Source organism: Pedobacter albus (genome assembly GCF_036324255.1).
Classification (GTDB): domain Bacteria; phylum Bacteroidota; class Bacteroidia; order Sphingobacteriales; family Sphingobacteriaceae; genus Pedobacter; species Pedobacter albus.
The window spans coordinates 1,870,083-1,886,891 of record NZ_JAZDQT010000001.1; the positions used below are offsets into that span (position 1 = coordinate 1,870,083).

Below are 16,809 nucleotides of genomic sequence, written 5' to 3' on the forward strand. Positions count from 1 at the left end.
TTCTCAAAAATATAAAAATTACTTCGCATACTTATGTTTACGGTAATAATGTTGAAAAATTGCAAAACATATTAACAATAAAATCGGGGCAACGGCATTAATCAGCTGCCATTTTGTTTTTTCGGTACGCAACTTGGCCTTATCCAGCAACCTTACCTTGATTTCTTTGTTGCGCAGGGCGATAAGGTTGTTGTCGTCGGTAAAATAATCGGCAATGTTGAGCAATAGCGCCTTGTTGCCATAGTTCTGTTGCGTATAGCGATCAAACCCCAAGGGAAAAGGCGAACCATCGTTGCTGCTCACCTGGTTTTCGAACACGTCGCCATCGCCAATAACCATCATTTTAGTAGGCACGCTTTGGGCAGGCACGTTGTAGTTTTCGGTAATGCCAGCAGGTATGGGCCTGTTTAAAAACACCGACTTGAATTGCCCCTCCAACAATACGCCTACCGCTTTGGGCGAACTGGTGTATTCTTCCTGTTTGGGCTGTTCATTAAGCATTTGCAAAGAAAGCATTCTTGGCGTTTCGAATACCTTGTTGTAAGGCGAAGTGTACAACACCACTCTTTTGCTGACGTTGGGCACGCCAATAGTATCAACGGTACTGGCAAACTGGCTGCGTATGCCGTCTATGTTTCTGGTGAGGCTACTCGAGGTATCGGGCAGCAGCACCGGATAAAATACCCAAGGCGCCAAATCTATTTGTGCCTGTTGGCCAGGGGCGCCCGTGGCGATAGGGATAGAAGCGCAATTGACATCGGCAATGAGGTTGTAATTGATCCTTGCGCCATATTCGAACAGCATATCGTCTATATTCAGTTGCCTGTTAAAGGTCATTTCCTGACCCCTGCGTTGCAAACTGTCGAGCTCTGCCCCAACCTGGTCTATGGCCCATACCAAACGTCCGCCCTTCATGACAAAATAGTTGATTTTGTATTTTTCCATTTCGCTCAATGGCGTTTGTGGCTTGGCGATAATCAGCACCTTCAAGCTGTCCAACCCTTCTTTGGTAATGAGCTTAAGGTCTACCCGGCCTACATAATGCTGTTGCGAAAGCGAGGTAATAGCATCGTACAGGTAAAGATTGGAAGGTTCGCCATGGCCTTCGGTAAAACCGATCCTTGGATTGGAACCGCTCCTTAAACGTTTAATGGCCGAAGTAAACTGATATTCGAGGTTTTGTACAGAACTGGTAATGTTTTCTTCATAGTCGCTGGCCGCACCGCCTGTTTTCTGCAACAGGTTAATGGGCGTTTGCTTGCCGTTGTACTCTACCAAAGCCATCGGGAAGATGATTTTCTGGGTCAATCCGGCATCATTTTTAATATTTACCGCCATCGGCTTGATGCCAATACGAGCCAGGCTGTTGATTACGGTATCTTGCTCGCCGACAGGCAATCCTTTAAGCGGATCTTCGAACACAATCTTGATATTGGCTTTTGAATAGGCTTTGTAATCGTTAAGCAAATCTTTGGTGGCATTGCGCAACCTTTTAAAAGCGGCCGGAATTTCGCCATCCAAAAAAACGGTAATAACGATATCGTGATCGGTTTTGGCCAGGTTATCCTTGGTTTTTTGGGTTAGGGTGTAACGCTTTTCCTTGGTAAAATCGAAACGCGTATAAAACTGCTGGGCCAATACATTGAGCAGCACCAACGCGAGCACAAAAACAATTGCGCCAACATATTTATTGTTCTTTTTTACCATTTCCTACCCCCTATCGCCAATTTGCTCAAGCCAAAAAACAAGGCCACAAAGGTGATGAAATAAACGAGGTCGCGCGTGTCGAGCACACCCCTGCTTATGGATTGGTAATGCTCGTTGATGCCCAAATTAACCAAAAGGCCTTCCAGAAACTGAAATTCGAACAGTTTGCTGGCCGAATCGAAGCCACTAAAACTAAAAAAGCAGAGGAACACGGCCACCGCAAAGGCGATAACCTGATTTTTGGTAATGGAAGAAGCAAAAATCCCGATGGCCGTAAAGGCATTGCCCAATAAAAACAGGCCCAAATAAGAGCCAATAACCGCACCGCTATCGATATTGCCTTTGGGAAGGCCTAGCTGATAAATGCTGTAATAATAAACCGCCGTTGGAATTAAGGCGAAAAGCAGCAACACCACGCAAGCCAGGTATTTGGCTACAATGATTTGCAAATCGGTTAGGGGGCTAGTGGCCAAAAGCACATAAGTACCTTCTTTGCGTTCTTCGGCAAACGAGCGTATGGTGATGGCCGGCACCAAAAACATGAACAGGAAAGGCACCAAGCTAAAAAAGCTGCCTAGTTCGGCATAGCCGTAATCCAGAATGGAAGTATCTGGAAAAAACCAGAGCAGCAGCGCACAGGCCAACAAAAAAACACCAATGGTGATATAAGCCATTAGCGAGTTTAAAAAACTGAAGAGTTCTCGTTTAAAAACTGCGTACATGCATCGGAATTAATACGGCCGAAGTTAGAGAATATTCGGCAATTTTCTTGCATGGGTTCAATCGTTCATTAGTTCATTGGTTCATTAGTTCATTGGCTGATGAGTTTGGAAGAATTGTTAAATTGTTGTATTGTTAATTGTTGTGGTGGTTGGATTGCTGAATTGTTTGGTGGATATGGAATTGTTGCGACGGCAGGACTGTTAAATTGTTGGCGCTTTATGCAAACTGCCAATTATTCAACTGCAAACCGAACAAGGTGGCCACCCCGCCCTGTGGGCACCCCTCCATGGGAGGGGAATTATGATACCTTCTGCTTTGAGCTTTAGTCTTTGCGCTTTACCTTCTACCTTCCACCCTCAACCTTTAATCTTATGAAATTGTTGGATTGCTAAATGGCTAATGCCTCATGCCAATTGTCAACTGCAAACCCAGCAAGGTGGCCATCCCGCCATGGGAGGGGAATTGTGATACCTTCTGCTTTGAGCTTTAGTCTTTGCGCTTTACCTTCTACCTTCCACCCTCAACCTTTAATCTTATGAAATTGTTGGATTGCTAAATGGTTAATACCTTACGCTAACTGCCAACTGAAAATTGCCAACCGGCAACTGCAAACTGCTTAATGCTTAAAACCACGTTCCATCCAACACTTATCGCCATACGTTCATAAACAAAAAACTCCCCTGCTGGAGGAGAGTTTTTCGTTATCTTTTGGTTTCCGCTTAGAAAGTAAAGCCGGCGCCAATCGTGAAAACCCTGTTCTTGAATTTTACGATATCTGATGCGTCGCCACTCAAAACATTGCTCAAGCCCAAGCCGTAGCCTGCGTTAAAGTTAAGGCCATTTTTCAGTTCGAAACCGGCCATAAAATTAAGGCCAAAATCGCCGCGCTTGAAATCCGTTCCCAACTCGATGTTTTCTTTTACGCCGTTTGCCTTGGCATTGGCATCAACAGCGATGGCATAATATGGACCAAAACCTAAAAACACCTTGCCAGCATTGCCGGCGTTGAATCGCACTACGGCATTTACCGGAATTTCGATATAGGTAAAGTTCAGGGTTCCAGTAACCATTTCGTTGCCGTTTTCAATATCGATAGCACCGGTTACTTTGGTTCCTTTGTTACTCAAGGTCAATCCAGGCTGAACCGAGAACATCGGCGAAACCGGAATATCAATGGTACCACCCACAAAATAAGAGGTTTTAGAATCGAGGCTAACCGAAGCGCCCATAGCCGAAACTACCATGTTAGGGAAAGCCACACCCGCTTTGATACCAAATTTAACCGGAGCGTTTTGGGCAGATGCCGTAAAGGCTAACGTTGCTGCCATCGTCAACAAAAGAAATGTTTTCTTCATCTGTTTGTTTTGTTTATGGTTTTATCTGATTTTCAGCAAAATTATAATAACTAGTCAATTAGTTAAATTTTTAACTAAATTTAACTTACAAAAAGAAGCTTCCCCAACGAGGAAGCTTCTTTTGGATCATCTAGGTTCTTTACCAAGAAACGGTTTTATTTTTAAAGTCCGAAATTATAGCCTATACGCAAGCCCAGCAAAGACAGGCTTCCGCCATTGGCCGATAAGTTTTCGTAGCGAAGTCCGATATCTACATTGTTTTTGCTTTTAGAAGCAAGAGATACCCCAAGACCGGGGGCAAAAGTAAAAGCAGTAACGCTCTCTCCATCACCTGAAAGAATAGATGCTCCCAATTCGGTTGCGCCATAAAAACCTTTGCCAAAATAATACTTGGCACCGGCTTTAAGTGGAATAAGATTAAGACTTTCACTTGCTCCTCTTTCGGTGCTAAATAGGTTAACATAACCTCCAGATAGCGTAAAATTTAGTGCAGGTGCAATAGGATGCTCATATTTTAGCGAAGCACCTAAACCTAATACGCCCGACGAGCCTTGGCTAACTGGCAATACGACCTCCGCGCCTATTCCTAATTTCTGAACTGCACCCTGGGTTTGAGCGTGTGTAGTGTAGCCTGCGAAGGCCAAGAGCGCTAATAAGAATGTTTTCTTCATCTGTCTTTTTTGTTTATGGTTTTATCTGATTTTCAGCAAAGTTATAACAACTAGGCCATTAGTTAAATTTGAGCTCAAATTTAATGCAAAAAAAAGAGCCTCCTTACGGGAAGCCCTTCATTGCTATAGATTTTTGAGAAAGTTTAAAGTCCTGAAGAAATTTCCGTTGGACCAACTGCCTGCTAAGTTCTCCTAATTTTTTAAAGTTCAAACATCCGAAGCCCTTTTTTAACGCTTTTTAACCTGTTTTACGCTTTTTAACATAAAAATCTCTAAATAGGAATCCTAAGCTTTCTGTATAGGTTGGTGAAGAACACCAACGCTGGCAATTAATGCCAAACGGAAGTCTTTTACTTGCTTCTTGGATTGGTTGGTGAAGAACATCAATCCTGGCAATTAGCCCATCCAATGTTTTTTCAATAAAAAAGCCTCCCAAATTGGAAGGCTTTTTCAATATCAGTTGCGTGCTGTTCTTACAAACCGAAAGCGTAAGCAGCTCTTAGGCCGATGAAGCCAGCTGAATTGCCACTTCTAGACCAGTTCTCATAACGTAAACCGAAATCTAAGCTAGATTTGTCAGCTACAGAGAAAGAAGCGCCTAAAGTTGGAGCAAAAGTAAAAGCGGTACCACCACCTGTTTCAGTGCTGAATACTGCACCTACTTCGCCAGCACCATAAAAGTTGCCACCGAAATAGTATTTACCACCAGCTTTAACAGGAATTGATCCGTAGCTAGTTTTCAAACCTAATGCTTTAAGGGCATCTTTAGTGTCGCCAGTTGCCATAGTTGACAAATAACCAGCAGAACCTGTCAAGTTGAAAGATTTTGCAATTGGGTGCTCATATTGCAATGAACCACCTACGATAAAACTATCAGAGTTTTTCTCGGTTGGCAGACCGAATTCAGCACCGATGCTTAGTTTTCTAACTGCACCTTCAGTTTGAGCTGATGCTGCAAAGCCTAACCCAGCTACCAATGCTAATGATAATAATAATTTTTTCATGTGTTGTGAAATTAAATTGTTTATTTATTGCCTACTCAGACGCAACAATTCAGCCAATAGTTACAAAACATTCAAAAATATCTGAACAAAAAAGCTAATAAAATGAATTTCAGCTGGTTAATTTTCTAAAAATTTCCTCGAGCGTTTGGCCGGCATTTTGGCTTTTAAGGTCGGCCATCGTGGCATTTGCGACAATTTGTCCTTTGCTGATAATGATTACATCGTCGCAGAGCGCTTCTACTTCCTGCATAATGTGCGTAGACAAAATGACAGTCTTGTTTTTGCCCAAATCCTTAATCAGCTTTCTGATATCGGCCAATTGGTTGGGATCGAGACCCGAAGTGGGTTCATCTAAAATAAGCACCTGCGGATCGTGGATGATGGCCTGGGCCAAACCCACCCTCTGCTTATAGCCTTTAGAAAGCATGCCGATTTTTTTGTGCTGCTCTGGACCAAGGCCCACCATGGCAATCACTTCGCGAACCCTTTGGTCAAGATCGTCTATATGGTACAACTGGCCTACAAAACCCAAGAACTCGCGCACATACATCTCGTTGTACAATGGCGTGTTTTCGGGCAGGTAACCAATCAGGCTTTTTACCTGCAACGGTTCTGATACTACGTTTTTTCCGCAAATCTCGGCTTCGCCTGCACTTGGACTCAAATACCCGGTCAGCATCTTCATGGTTGTAGATTTACCCGCGCCATTCGGACCCAAAAAGCCTAATATCTGTCCCGGCTTAGCTTCAAAGCTAATGCCATCAACCGCTTTCTGTTGCCCAAAGTGTTTAGTTAAAGCCTTTACGCTGATGCTCAATTTATTTGATGGTTAAGTTTGCAAATTTCAATTTTTTCTCGGCCCTGTAATTGTCCAATTGCTTTCCAGCGAATGCCAATTCGTCGCTCGAAAGAATATCCGCCCCATTGGCTACCAGTTTTTCATAAACCTTTTGATTGGGGTTGGCTATGGCACTCTTGTCTAAGTTGCCCATGGTGCCCAAAATACAGGTAATTCCTTTGCTGTGCAAATATTCGTACACGGCCTTGTCGGGAGCCGATGTACCTACAAAAGCCACAATCCTATCGTTAGGCACGCCCATTTGGTTTAAACGCTCGATATCGGCAATGCCTCTGGCCGATGCCGAAATCATGAGGTCTGGAGCCAGGCGATGCACTTCTGCAGCCTGATTGGCATTGTAGGTAATGATAATAACATTGCTTTCTGATTTGGTTTTGCGTACCGAAGCAATAATTTTGGCATAAGGCACTCCTTTTTTCAGGTCGATGGTAAACAAGACCTTGTTTTTGCCCCAGGTTAATACTTGGTCTAAAGTGGGGATTTTAAAGCTGGTTTCTTTGCCGTTATCGTCTTTCAGCCTAAATTTTTGCAGTTCGGCATACGTGTAGTTGCCAATGAGTCCGGTTCCGGTACTGGTTCTGTCCAATTTATCATCGTGCATAATAACCAAGGCCGAATCTTTGCTCAGCGCTACGTCAAACTCGATGATTACCGGCTGATAAGTGGTCGCATTCTCGAAAGTTTCGATGGCATTTTCGGGAAATCCGGCCATTGGTCCGCCACGGTGTGCGCTGATTAAAGGATAGCCGCTTGTTTTGCGGTTTAGGAAGTTTCTCAGTTCATCCGCATTGCGAAACGAAAGGTAAAAATGTTTGGCAGGCCCTACAAACGATAAGCAAACCACAAGAACCGATGCTAGAACAAGATATATTTTCTTCATTTTGATATTTTACATTAAATATTGCCGAAACCGTTGCGATTTTATGTTTAAAAGGCACGCCTGTTTCATGCCCAAAAGTAAACGAAATGTTTTAATGTTCGATTGGGCCAGTGTTAAATTGTGTTAAAGGGCTTGTAACATCTGTGCGATTCATGAGTTCATTGGTTCATTAGCTCATTGGTTCATCAGTTCATTGGTTCATTAGTTCATTAGCTGGTTAGTTCATTGGGTGATTAGTTTTAATGCTGGCGCAGAACTGTGAACTGTAAACTGCCAATTGCAAACTGCCAGCTGACAAACTGCAAGCCTCAAACACCTCTTGCCTGATACTTGATACTTTACCGTAACCGAAAACTGTTTTTTATTATCTTTGTCGCATTATGGCTAAATCAAACGACGAACAATTTAAAAATGTAATCTCCCACGCTAAAGAATACGGTTTTGTATTCCAAAGTAGCGAAATATACGATGGACTAAGTGCTGTTTACGACTACGGCCAACTTGGTGCCGAACTTAAAAACAACATCAAAACCTATTGGTGGAAAGCCATGGTGCAAATGCACGAGAATATTGTAGGCATCGATTCTGCAATTTTCATGCACCCCAAAGTATGGAAAGCCAGTGGCCACGTTGACGGTTTTAACGACCCGATGATCGACAACAAGGACTCGAAAAAACGCTACCGTGCCGACCAGTTGTTAGAGAACAAAATTGACGAACTGTATTCGGAATTAGCCAATTTCAGCGAAGCCAACCAAGCCCAGTTCGAAAAATTCCAACAGGGCATCTTGGCCTTGAGCGACGAAGAACAAGCCGCTTGGATTATCGGCTTTAAGAACGAAACCGAAATTTTAGACCCTAGCAAACACCCCTTTGTTGAAGAAACAAGCTGGAGGTTTGTTAGAAAAGGCCTGGCGCTTGAGGTAGAAATGAACCTGGCCCTGAAAGCCGAAAACCTGTCCCAATTAAAAGACCTGATTGTTGATTATAAAGTAATCTGCCCTATTTCTAAAACATCGAACTGGACAGACGTACGTCAGTTTAACCTGATGTTCAGCACCCAATTTGGCGCCATGGCCGATGGCAGCGAAGAGGTTTATCTTCGTCCGGAAACCGCACAAGGCATATTCGTGAACTTTTTGAATGTTCAAAAAACCGGCAGGATGAAAATTCCTTTCGGTATTGCGCAAATCGGAAAAGCCTTTAGGAACGAGGTTATTGCCCGCCAGTTCATCATGCGTATGCGCGAGTTCGAACAAATGGAAATGCAGTTCTTTGTACGTCCTGGCGAAGACAAAAAATGGTTCGAATACTGGAAAGAGGCCCGTTTGAAATGGCACAAAGCCTTGGGTACTCCGCCAGAAAAATACCGCTACCACGACCACGTTAAATTGGCGCACTATGCCAATGCCGCTACCGATATCGAATTTGAATTCCCATTCGGATTTAAAGAGGTAGAAGGCATCCACAGCCGTACCGATTTCGACTTGTCGCAACACCAGGAATATTCTGGCAAGAAAATGCAGTATTTCGACAGCGACCTCGACGAAAACGGCAAGCCTTATGGCAACTACGTGCCTTATGTAATCGAAACCTCTATCGGTTTAGACCGCATGTTCTTGTTAACCATGATCAATGCGCTTGAAGAAGAAGACCTGAGCACTGCCGAAAAGCAAGACAGTCGTACCTTGTTGCGCCTGCATCCTGCCCTGGCTCCTATCAAAGCTGCCATTTTCCCGTTGACCAAAAAAGACGGATTACCAGAAAAGGCCCGCGAAATTATGGATAGCCTGAAACTGGATTTCAACTGTATGTATGAGGAGAAAGATGCCATTGGCAAGCGTTACCGCAGACAGGATGCCATCGGAACACCTTTCTGTATCACGGTTGACCATCAAACCTTGGAAGACAATACGGTAACCATCCGCCACCGCGACACGATGGAACAACAACGTATCGAGATCAAGGATCTTCATTTTACGATAGACAGCAAGGTAAGCTGGAGAACCTTATTGACTTAATTATTTAATTTCAGGTTAACATTGTATATTCATCCAAGAGCTAAATCCTCTTGGATGTTTTATTTCCGACTTATTTGAATGCCAAAAAAAATAGTTCTACTTATTCTGCTTGTGGTTTTAATGGGAAGCACGTCCCATGCTGAAATCTTTACGGTTCTAAATAACAACGATAGTGGACCAAATTCTTTTAGAGAGGCATTAACAAAGGCGGCCGCCAACGGAAATAGCGAAATCGATTACATCTACTTCAACATTCCTGGCAATACCCTTGCCGAACACACGATTAAACTTTTAACAGACCTGCCTTCCATTACGACAGACCTTGTCATTGATGGTTCTACGCAACCCGGCATCGATGCTTCCATAAATGGCGCAAAAATTATATTGGATGGAAGCAATTTCGCCTATCAGTTTTTTAGTGACCAGTCGGTTTTAAAGGTTTCAGAGGTCAATATTTTTGAAATGTATGGAATGGTTATCAAGAACTTCTTCACCACTTTTATAGGTAGTATAACCGGCCCAAGAGGCATATATTTTACTAGAAACACAAAAAAAGCAATCATCGGCGCAGTTGGCAAGGGAAACGTATTTTACAATGCCGCAGGCATAACCACCAATTTTGATCATCCTACCGATAAAGGCTCCATACAGAGTTTAACCTTAACCAACAATTTTTTTGGCATACTGGAAGATGGGGTGAACATAGCAACTGTTTTGGGCACTTCAAGCCATATATACCGAAGCACAGAAGTAAAGATTGGAGGAGAAACTCCTATGGAAGGAAACTTGATCTACGGACTATTCGAACTCTATCCGGCCGGCTACTTGGAAGCCTTAATGCAAAACACTAACATTACAGTAAAGAACAATATTTTCACAGCCAACAAAAATGAAGAGCGTCCGAATGTTACCGTGGCAAAAAACAGCATTTATACAACATTTGGTCTTGCCCAAAACATGAACCATCCGGCAAGCAGCAAATTAGCAATAACGGATAATGTTTTCGGCTCTGCATTAACATTGTCAGGATTTGACAATGCCGACATCCTAATTTCAAGGAATTTCTTTGGCACTTCTAGAGACCTTACCAAAAAGTTACCCGTTCAAGCACAATTGCTAAACCTAAACTCCATCAATGGACGTGTAATGGTTGGAGGGATAGCGACCCAAGAAGGCAATATTTTCACTAATGCAAATGACGATCTTCCTTTTCTAAAGCTATACCCAGGCGCGGTGTGGTCTCAAAGTTCCAATACCATAGAACTTTCCCACAATTCGTTTCTGTGCAACCCTAGTATTCCTTTTCTTTATGCCAATACGGGCCCATTTGACAAAGCTTTGGAGGTCTTTTTAGACGATGTAACCCCTAGTACCGTTAGTGGCCGGTCAAAGCCAGGAGCTAGAATTGAATTGTTTTATTCAGACCCAGAATGCACAAACTGTCAACCTAAAAGATATTTTGCCACCGTTATCGCAGACCCGTCAGGAAATTGGAAGTATACCGGCACCATAGAAATCGGTTATTCTATACTCGCCTCTGCAACCATCAACCAGATGACATCGGAGTTTTCAGATCCAAGAATTTACATGATCAATGCTGCTGGCAAAACATTTAAAATAACACATCAGACCTGTGACAACCCGAATGGAAAGATAGAAGGCGCATTTACCGTAAATGCAAAAAGCATAGAATGGGTAAACGAAGCTGGCCAGGTAGTAGGCACATCTCTAAACCTGGTCAACATCCCTGCAGGAAAATACAGGATTAAAGCCCTCCAGTTTGGGTGTATTGTTTATTCGGAATGGGTTGTAGTTGAAGACCAAAGACCTGCTTTGGCTTTTACTGCCACTCCAAACATTGTACACCCTTCCTGTGGCAATTTGGGATCTATTTTGAACCTGTTCCCTAATTATTACAAAGATTTTAGCTGGTTAGATGCCAATGGCAGGATAGTAGGCAAAGACAGAGAACTGAAAAATGTACCAGCAGGAAGCTATACCCTACATCTTGTTGGCCTTACTGATTGCGAGAAAGACTTTGGTCCTTATGTTATAAACAATGTTTCTGGCCCTAATGCCGATCTGAGCAACATGGCACTCTCCAATACTACCTGCGCCGCAAATATTGGAAGCATTAAAGGAATTTTGGCCAGTGGCACAGGCAATCTAACTTATAAATGGACAGATCGTACAAACGCCATTGTTGCAACGAGCTTAGATTTGGAAAACATCGGAGCAGGTTCTTATCGGCTTGAAATAAAGGATGAAAGCGCATGCCCTCCATTAATATTAGGACCTTATGATATTTCTGAAGATGGAGCTATCGTTTTGAACGAATCGCAGGCAGTTTTTAAGGCCTCCGCTTGCAGCTCGGCTACAGGCTATGTAAAAGGAATTCTGGTTTCGGGGGCAACAAGCTATACATGGTTCGATAAAGCAGGCAACCAAGTTTCGTTCAGCCGGGAATTAGAAAACATCAAGCCTGGCGAATACAAGCTAGTTGCTTCAAATGGGTTAGGCTGTACAAAGGAAAGCAAGTATTATATAATTACCGAATCGCAACCTCGGGTATTTCCTGATTATAATATTACTGTAGTTAATGCCAGCTGTAACCTAAACAATGGCTCATTATCAATAAACTTAGGTACAGGAATAGTACCAGCATCCATGAAATGGGTAAATGAGACCAATCAAACGGTTGGCACCACTGCAACGATAAACAATTTGGCAACAGGCCTATATAAACTCTATTTAAAAGACGAAAATGGCTGCGAAGTTCTGTATAAATCTAGCACAATCAATAGAATAGCTCCACTAGCTATTAACGAGGGGGCCATAAATATCGCTTCAGACCTTTGTGGACAAGGCATAGGCGCTATCAACAATATTATAGTTACAGGTGGGCAAGCCCCTTATCAGTACAGTTGGAAAAACCAGGATCAGCAACAAATCGGAACCACGCCAAACCTCTCAAATTTGTCGGCTGGCAGCTATACACTTTCGGTCACCGATGCGTTGAACTGCGAGGTAAAAACATTGCAGGTTGTTATCCAAAACCAATCGTCGTCTTTAGAAACACCCATTGTAGATCCTATTAGCATTTGTGCACCCACTAAAGTTAATATAGCTGTAAAAAATGTAGTAAAAGATGGAACTTATAGACTGTATTCCTCTTTACAATCTACACAGCCGATCGCAGAACAAAAAAACGGCGTATTTCAAATCGACGTTGCTACCAATTCATCATTTTACGTTACCCAATTTTTAGGGAATTGCGAAAGCGCGAAAGGAATAATCAATATAGAATTAAACGGTGCAGAACTAAAAATCCCCAGTTCTTTTTCGCCAAATGGCGATGGCGTAAATGATTTGTGGTCAATTGCAGGGCTCGACAAATACCCCTGGGCCCAAGTAAAAATATTCAACAGACTAGGGGCTAAGGTATTTGAATACACCGGATCGGCGCTAAAGTTTGACGGGAAATACAATGGCAGCAAATTGCCACCTGGTGTTTATTATTACGTTATTTCGTTGTCAGAGAATTGCCGTCAGCTTTCGGGAAGTCTGCTCATTTTATAATTAGCCAACGATCCAGATGAAAGATTTTTTATAGCTAATGTGCTTTTCCATTCAAAAAAGAAGAAAAGATAACAAATTGGCTTTTTTGTTTATTTTCGCGTTATCATTTGAAAAACTACATGAAAAATTTCCGCTCTATCATCTTACTCCTAAGCCTATTAACCTTTGGACTAAGCGCCTGCCAAAAACCTATCGATTTTCCCGAAGGTTCTGGGCCTGGCGGCAAAAAATCAACTTCTGGCTTTTTTAAGGCAAAAGTAAACGGGGTTTGGGTAGAATGCAACGTCACTACAGTACAACGCTATAATACCCCTAATCCCACTATCCAGATTTCGGCTTTCAAAGGTGCTACAGATGGCTTTACCATTGTATTGCAAGACTATACCGGCGTAGGAGATTATCCTTTAGGCTCGCCAAACACGGCATCTTATATCAATGATTTCAAAAATCCTCTTTCGGGCAACTTTATAGCCGAGAAAGGCCATGTCAAGATTACCAGTGTTAACGCCAAAACAGTCAAAGGCACTTTTGAATTTAGCGGCTTCAACATCGATGGAACCGACACAAAAAACATAACCGAAGGCTCATTTGAGGTATCGTTAGAAACACCAAATGGCCCAACACCAGGCGATAACGACAAAAGCCTAAGCACAAAAGTTGACGGCACCTTGGTTTCTTTTGTAGGACTAGGCGGTATGGTTCAAACACCACTTGGCAAAACCATCAGCATTGCTGGTGCAAATGGAACAAAAGCCATCTCGATAGCTATTTTTGATTATACCGGGCCTGGTACCTATACCCTGAATGACTTGGCCCAGGTTGGCTACAACCAAGACCAAAGCCAAACAGGCTCTTTCCTATCTGCAAGCGGAAAAGTAGTGGTAAACAGCTATATTAATGGCGTAATTAAAGGAACTTTCGAATGCGTAGCGCCAAATGAGGATAGTACACTCGGCACCAAAGTAACGCTTACGGAAGGTAAATTTGAGGTCAAGTTGCAACAGTAAACAGTTTTCAGTTGGCAATTGACAGTTTCCAGTTTAAGACATGAGGCTACGCCACCTGTAATTGATTACAATATGGCGAGCAATATGGGCAAATGGACCTTGCCAAGCAATATAGACGATGAAATAAGCTTTAACCTTATCCTTTTGATGTTAGTGTGAGGATACAACACCTCTTAGAGGCCAAATAGCTTTAGAGCGCCGCTTTGATCGAATCTTCTGAACGGGCAATTACGGCTTTGTCTTGATTAACAATAATTGGCCTTTGAATCAGTATTGGGTTATCGTGCATAGCTTGCAGCCACTCTTCGTCGCTTAGGTTTTGGCCTTTATACTTTTCTAGGTAAACAGCTTCGTTGACACGGATAAGATCGTGTGGCTTGCAGCCAAGCTTTGCTATAATTTCCCGTAGCTCTTCCAAACTCGGCGTATCTTTCAAATATTCGATGATTTCGAAAGGCTCTCCACATTGGGTCAGGGCCTTTAGAGCGGCATTGCTCTTGCTGCAACTGTTGTTATGGTAAATGGTAATCATCTTTAGTTTTTGCCGTACCAATCGTGTTGGTCTATTCTGGTAATTTCGGGTTTCCCGATTTCGTTAAGCAAGCGACGCGCGCCCACCAAAGTACTGCTCTGCGCATCGTAGTCGGTTGCGGTGGGTACCAGGCTATTGATTTTAACCATGCCTGCCGACTGGATAAACTGCCCATTGCCCATGTAAATAGCCGTGTGGGTAACCCTGCCACCATTAACTCCCCTACGCTTGGCAGCCGAGAAAAACAGCAAGTCGCCGGGCTGTAGGTTATTGAGGCATTTGGCTACGCTGATGTTATCGTTTTCGAGCACATCAACCGCATCGCCAACCAAGGCCTGTTGCGAGGCATCTCTCGGAATAACAATCCCGTTGAGGAAATAAGCCGTTTTGGTAAAGCCGCTGCAATCTACTCCTTTGATAGAGGTTCCGCCCCATAAATAAGGTACGCCCAACAAAGTTTGTGCAGTTGCCAAAATGGCATCGGCATTAGGATTTGGGCGTTTAACCCACTGATTGTATAATTTGGCCTGGGCCTGTGGCAGGTAAGCGATGCGGCCATCGGGATAGCCAACCTTGTAAAAATCTTTCTCCTGCCCCAACAACTGCAAAATGTTGCCACTGACCAAATCCGACACTCTTTTCGAACTCACATTGGCTTCGCTATAGCTATGGCCATAATCGGCCACAAAAACAATTTTGCTCGCCTTTTGCCAGGCTTCGAAGCGGGCTTTGTCCATCAGGCCTATGGCACCCCCATCGGTCCACGACAAATAGCCATCGGGTGTTTGCACCAAATAAAAACCTCCCTGTTTCTTGAATACCTTTACAGGAGTGCCCAAAAGCATTTGGGTCATGAGTTCTGCAGCATTTTGCGGATGGGCCCTGTTGTTGCAAACCGAAAGATTAGCCACCCCATATTCGAAACCGTTCAGTTCTTTTGCGGGCAAGAGTACCGCACTGAACTTCAGCGATGAAGCCTGTGGCCTTGCCCGCTCAAATTCGTCCAATACTTTTTTCGAAGTGCTCTCCAACTTGGCAGAATCGCCTTTTAGCTGCAGGTTCACATAGATGGCCCGTTTATCAGGCGCGTATTGTTTTTGTATTTCAATGGCCTTGGCTCTGTAGGCGCTGGTATCTGTTTGGGCACCGGCTACAGTCCAACACACGCATAAAAACAGTATGGTATAAAAGCTTTTCATCTGCTCATCAATTGAACAACTAAGTTACGCAAACTTGATTCTTTAATCCGAATGATGAGGTAAATTAATCCTTACAAATTGGTTTTTAGCGATGACCTTGCAAACAGTTTCTTTAAAAATTATGTTATATTAGTTATCGTACTGCATACCTGAAGATTATTCGCATGTTAAAAAAACTACCGCTCCCTTTTTGGACTATCGCTTTGCCAATTCTGGCCTGGATTGCCTATATCAGCCCGATTAATGGGCTGGGCATTTTTTATGTTATCATCTTAACCGCTTTGCTGATTGGCAGCGTTTTGGCCGCGGTTCACCATGCCGAAGTTGTAGCGCACCGGGTTGGCGAGCCTTATGGAACATTGTTGCTGGCCCTGGCCATTACCACCATAGAAGTTGCGCTGATTGTTTCGTTGATGCTGACGGGTGGCCCAGAAACCACAGCCCTGGCAAGAGATACGGTTTTGGCGGCCGTGATGATTATCTTAACGGGCATGATTGGCATTTGTTTATTGGTTGGTGGCGCCAAGTACCGCGAACAGGAATTTAGTTTAAGCGGTGTGAGCGTGGCCTTGGTAGCCTTAATCGCCATTACCGTACTGACACTGATCTTGCCCAATTACACCACCAGCACGCCGGGCCCCGTTTATAGCCAAGTCCAGCTGGGCTTTGTGGCCATTATATCGCTTGTTATTTATGGTGCGTTTGTATTGACACAAACGGTGAGGCATCGCGATTTCTTTTTGCCACCGGGGGCAGACGGAAACGAGGATGAACATGCTGCTCCTCCTACCAAAAAAACGGCCTGGCTAAGTGGACTTTTGCTGTTGGTTTGTTTGGGGATTGTGGTTTTATTGGCGAAAGCCCTGGCGCCCGATATTGAAAAAGCGGTAATCAATGCTGGAGCACCCAAATCGTTGGTGGGTGTAATTATTGCCGCGGTGGTACTTTTACCCGAAGGCTTGGCCGCCTTTGCGGCCGCCAGAAAAAACAGGTTGCAAACCAGCTTAAACCTGGCCCTGGGCTCGGCTTTGGCCAGTATCGGACTTACCATACCGGCAGTTGCCATTGTGGCCATCTTTACCGGAATGACCATAACCCTGGGTATAGACATGAAAGCAACCGTACTGTTGCTCTTGTCGTTATTTACCATTATGCTATCATTAGCTACCGGCAAAACCAATATGCTACAGGGCGTAGTGCTATTGGTTATTTTTGCCACTTACCTATTTACCACTATTGCACCTTAATTTGGATTAGCCACTATTTTTTTTA

13 protein-coding genes are annotated in these 16,809 nt (G+C 43.6%); 4 read left to right on the plus strand and 9 right to left on the minus strand.

Going from position 1 to position 16,809, the window contains the following annotated elements; translation table 11 throughout:
- Positions 1–18 precede the first annotated feature (18 nt).
- The 7 genes from gldG to VRU48_RS07780 form a co-directional block, all read right to left on the minus strand.
- Entirely contained in the window at positions 19–1,707 is a 1,689-nt protein-coding gene (gene gldG / locus VRU48_RS07750) for a gliding motility-associated ABC transporter substrate-binding protein GldG (RefSeq protein ID WP_330107349.1), read from the minus strand.
- Positions 1,701–2,429 carry a gliding motility-associated ABC transporter permease subunit GldF gene (gene gldF / locus VRU48_RS07755; protein ID WP_330107350.1) on the minus strand — a complete coding sequence of 243 codons (729 nt, stop codon included), beginning with the start codon at positions 2,427–2,429 and terminating at the stop codon, positions 1,701–1,703. The genes gldG and gldF overlap by 7 nt, the downstream gene beginning before the upstream one ends.
- 720 nt (positions 2,430–3,149) lie before the next feature.
- Positions 3,150–3,785 (minus strand): porin family protein, encoded by a 636-nt coding sequence (locus VRU48_RS07760; RefSeq protein ID WP_330107351.1) that lies wholly within the window; start codon positions 3,783–3,785, stop codon positions 3,150–3,152.
- Between the two features lie 161 nt (positions 3,786–3,946).
- Complete coding sequence (locus VRU48_RS07765) at positions 3,947–4,456, minus strand: hypothetical protein (protein ID WP_330107352.1); 510 nt, start codon at positions 4,454–4,456, stop codon at positions 3,947–3,949.
- A gap of 473 nt (positions 4,457–4,929) precedes the next feature.
- Positions 4,930–5,460, minus strand: a complete 531-nt coding sequence (locus VRU48_RS07770; RefSeq protein WP_330107353.1) for a hypothetical protein — start codon at positions 5,458–5,460, stop codon at positions 4,930–4,932.
- 109 nt (positions 5,461–5,569) lie between these two features.
- Positions 5,570–6,277 carry an ATP-binding cassette domain-containing protein gene (locus VRU48_RS07775; RefSeq protein WP_330107354.1) on the minus strand — a complete coding sequence of 236 codons (708 nt, stop codon included), beginning with the start codon at positions 6,275–6,277 and terminating at the stop codon, positions 5,570–5,572.
- 1 nt (position 6,278) lies between these two features.
- A complete protein-coding gene (locus VRU48_RS07780) occupies positions 6,279–7,199 on the minus strand; it encodes a glycerophosphodiester phosphodiesterase family protein (protein ID WP_330107355.1) in 921 nt (306 codons plus the stop codon).
- 380 nt (positions 7,200–7,579) lie between these two features.
- Between VRU48_RS07780 and VRU48_RS07785 the strand changes: the two genes are divergently transcribed.
- The 3 genes from VRU48_RS07785 (at position 7,580) to VRU48_RS07795 (ending at position 13,806) form a co-directional block, all read left to right on the plus strand.
- Complete coding sequence (locus VRU48_RS07785) at positions 7,580–9,220, plus strand: glycine--tRNA ligase (RefSeq protein ID WP_330107356.1); 1,641 nt, start codon at positions 7,580–7,582, stop codon at positions 9,218–9,220.
- 120 nt (positions 9,221–9,340) lie between these two features.
- The gene (locus VRU48_RS07790) at positions 9,341–12,799 is read left to right on the plus strand and encodes a T9SS type B sorting domain-containing protein (RefSeq protein ID WP_330107357.1); all 3,459 of its coding nucleotides are present in this window, start codon (positions 9,341–9,343) and stop codon (positions 12,797–12,799) included.
- Positions 12,800–12,918: 119 nt separating this feature from the next.
- Entirely contained in the window at positions 12,919–13,806 is an 888-nt protein-coding gene (locus VRU48_RS07795; protein ID WP_330107358.1) for a DUF6252 domain-containing protein, read from the plus strand.
- Positions 13,807–13,996: 190 nt separating this feature from the next.
- Here VRU48_RS07795 and arsC read toward each other — a convergent pair whose 3' ends face one another.
- Together arsC and VRU48_RS07805 are read right to left on the minus strand one after the other, a co-directional pair.
- Positions 13,997–14,338, minus strand: coding sequence for an arsenate reductase (glutaredoxin) (gene arsC, locus VRU48_RS07800; RefSeq protein WP_330107359.1), 342 nt, complete (start codon positions 14,336–14,338; stop codon positions 13,997–13,999).
- Between the two features lie 2 nt (positions 14,339–14,340).
- Positions 14,341–15,537 carry a C40 family peptidase gene (locus VRU48_RS07805; RefSeq protein WP_330107360.1) on the minus strand — a complete coding sequence of 399 codons (1,197 nt, stop codon included), beginning with the start codon at positions 15,535–15,537 and terminating at the stop codon, positions 14,341–14,343.
- A gap of 164 nt (positions 15,538–15,701) precedes the next feature.
- Between VRU48_RS07805 and VRU48_RS07810 the strand changes: the two genes are divergently transcribed.
- The gene (locus VRU48_RS07810; RefSeq protein ID WP_330107361.1) at positions 15,702–16,784 is read left to right on the plus strand and encodes a calcium:cation antiporter; all 1,083 of its coding nucleotides are present in this window, start codon (positions 15,702–15,704) and stop codon (positions 16,782–16,784) included.
- The last annotated feature ends 25 nt before the right edge of the window (positions 16,785–16,809 follow it).

Coding starts and splice junctions, on each gene's coding strand:
- gldF (WP_330107350.1), bottom strand. CDS start 2,429: ATGTACGCAGTTTTTAAACGAGAACTCTTCAGTTTTTTAAACTCGCTA.
- VRU48_RS07765 (WP_330107352.1), bottom strand. CDS start 4,456: ATGAAGAAAACATTCTTATTAGCGCTCTTGGCCTTCGCAGGCTACACT.
- VRU48_RS07760 (WP_330107351.1), bottom strand. CDS start 3,785: ATGAAGAAAACATTTCTTTTGTTGACGATGGCAGCAACGTTAGCCTTT.
- VRU48_RS07770 (WP_330107353.1), bottom strand. CDS start 5,460: ATGAAAAAATTATTATTATCATTAGCATTGGTAGCTGGGTTAGGCTTT.
- arsC (WP_330107359.1), bottom strand. CDS start 14,338: ATGATTACCATTTACCATAACAACAGTTGCAGCAAGAGCAATGCCGCT.
- VRU48_RS07805 (WP_330107360.1), bottom strand. CDS start 15,537: ATGAAAAGCTTTTATACCATACTGTTTTTATGCGTGTGTTGGACTGTA.
- VRU48_RS07790 (WP_330107357.1), top strand. CDS start 9,341: ATGGGAAGCACGTCCCATGCTGAAATCTTTACGGTTCTAAATAACAAC.
- gldG (WP_330107349.1), bottom strand. CDS start 1,707: ATGGTAAAAAAGAACAATAAATATGTTGGCGCAATTGTTTTTGTGCTC.
- VRU48_RS07810 (WP_330107361.1), top strand. CDS start 15,702: ATGTTAAAAAAACTACCGCTCCCTTTTTGGACTATCGCTTTGCCAATT.
- VRU48_RS07795 (WP_330107358.1), top strand. CDS start 12,919: ATGAAAAATTTCCGCTCTATCATCTTACTCCTAAGCCTATTAACCTTT.
- VRU48_RS07780 (WP_330107355.1), bottom strand. CDS start 7,199: ATGAAGAAAATATATCTTGTTCTAGCATCGGTTCTTGTGGTTTGCTTA.
- VRU48_RS07785 (WP_330107356.1), top strand. CDS start 7,580: ATGGCTAAATCAAACGACGAACAATTTAAAAATGTAATCTCCCACGCT.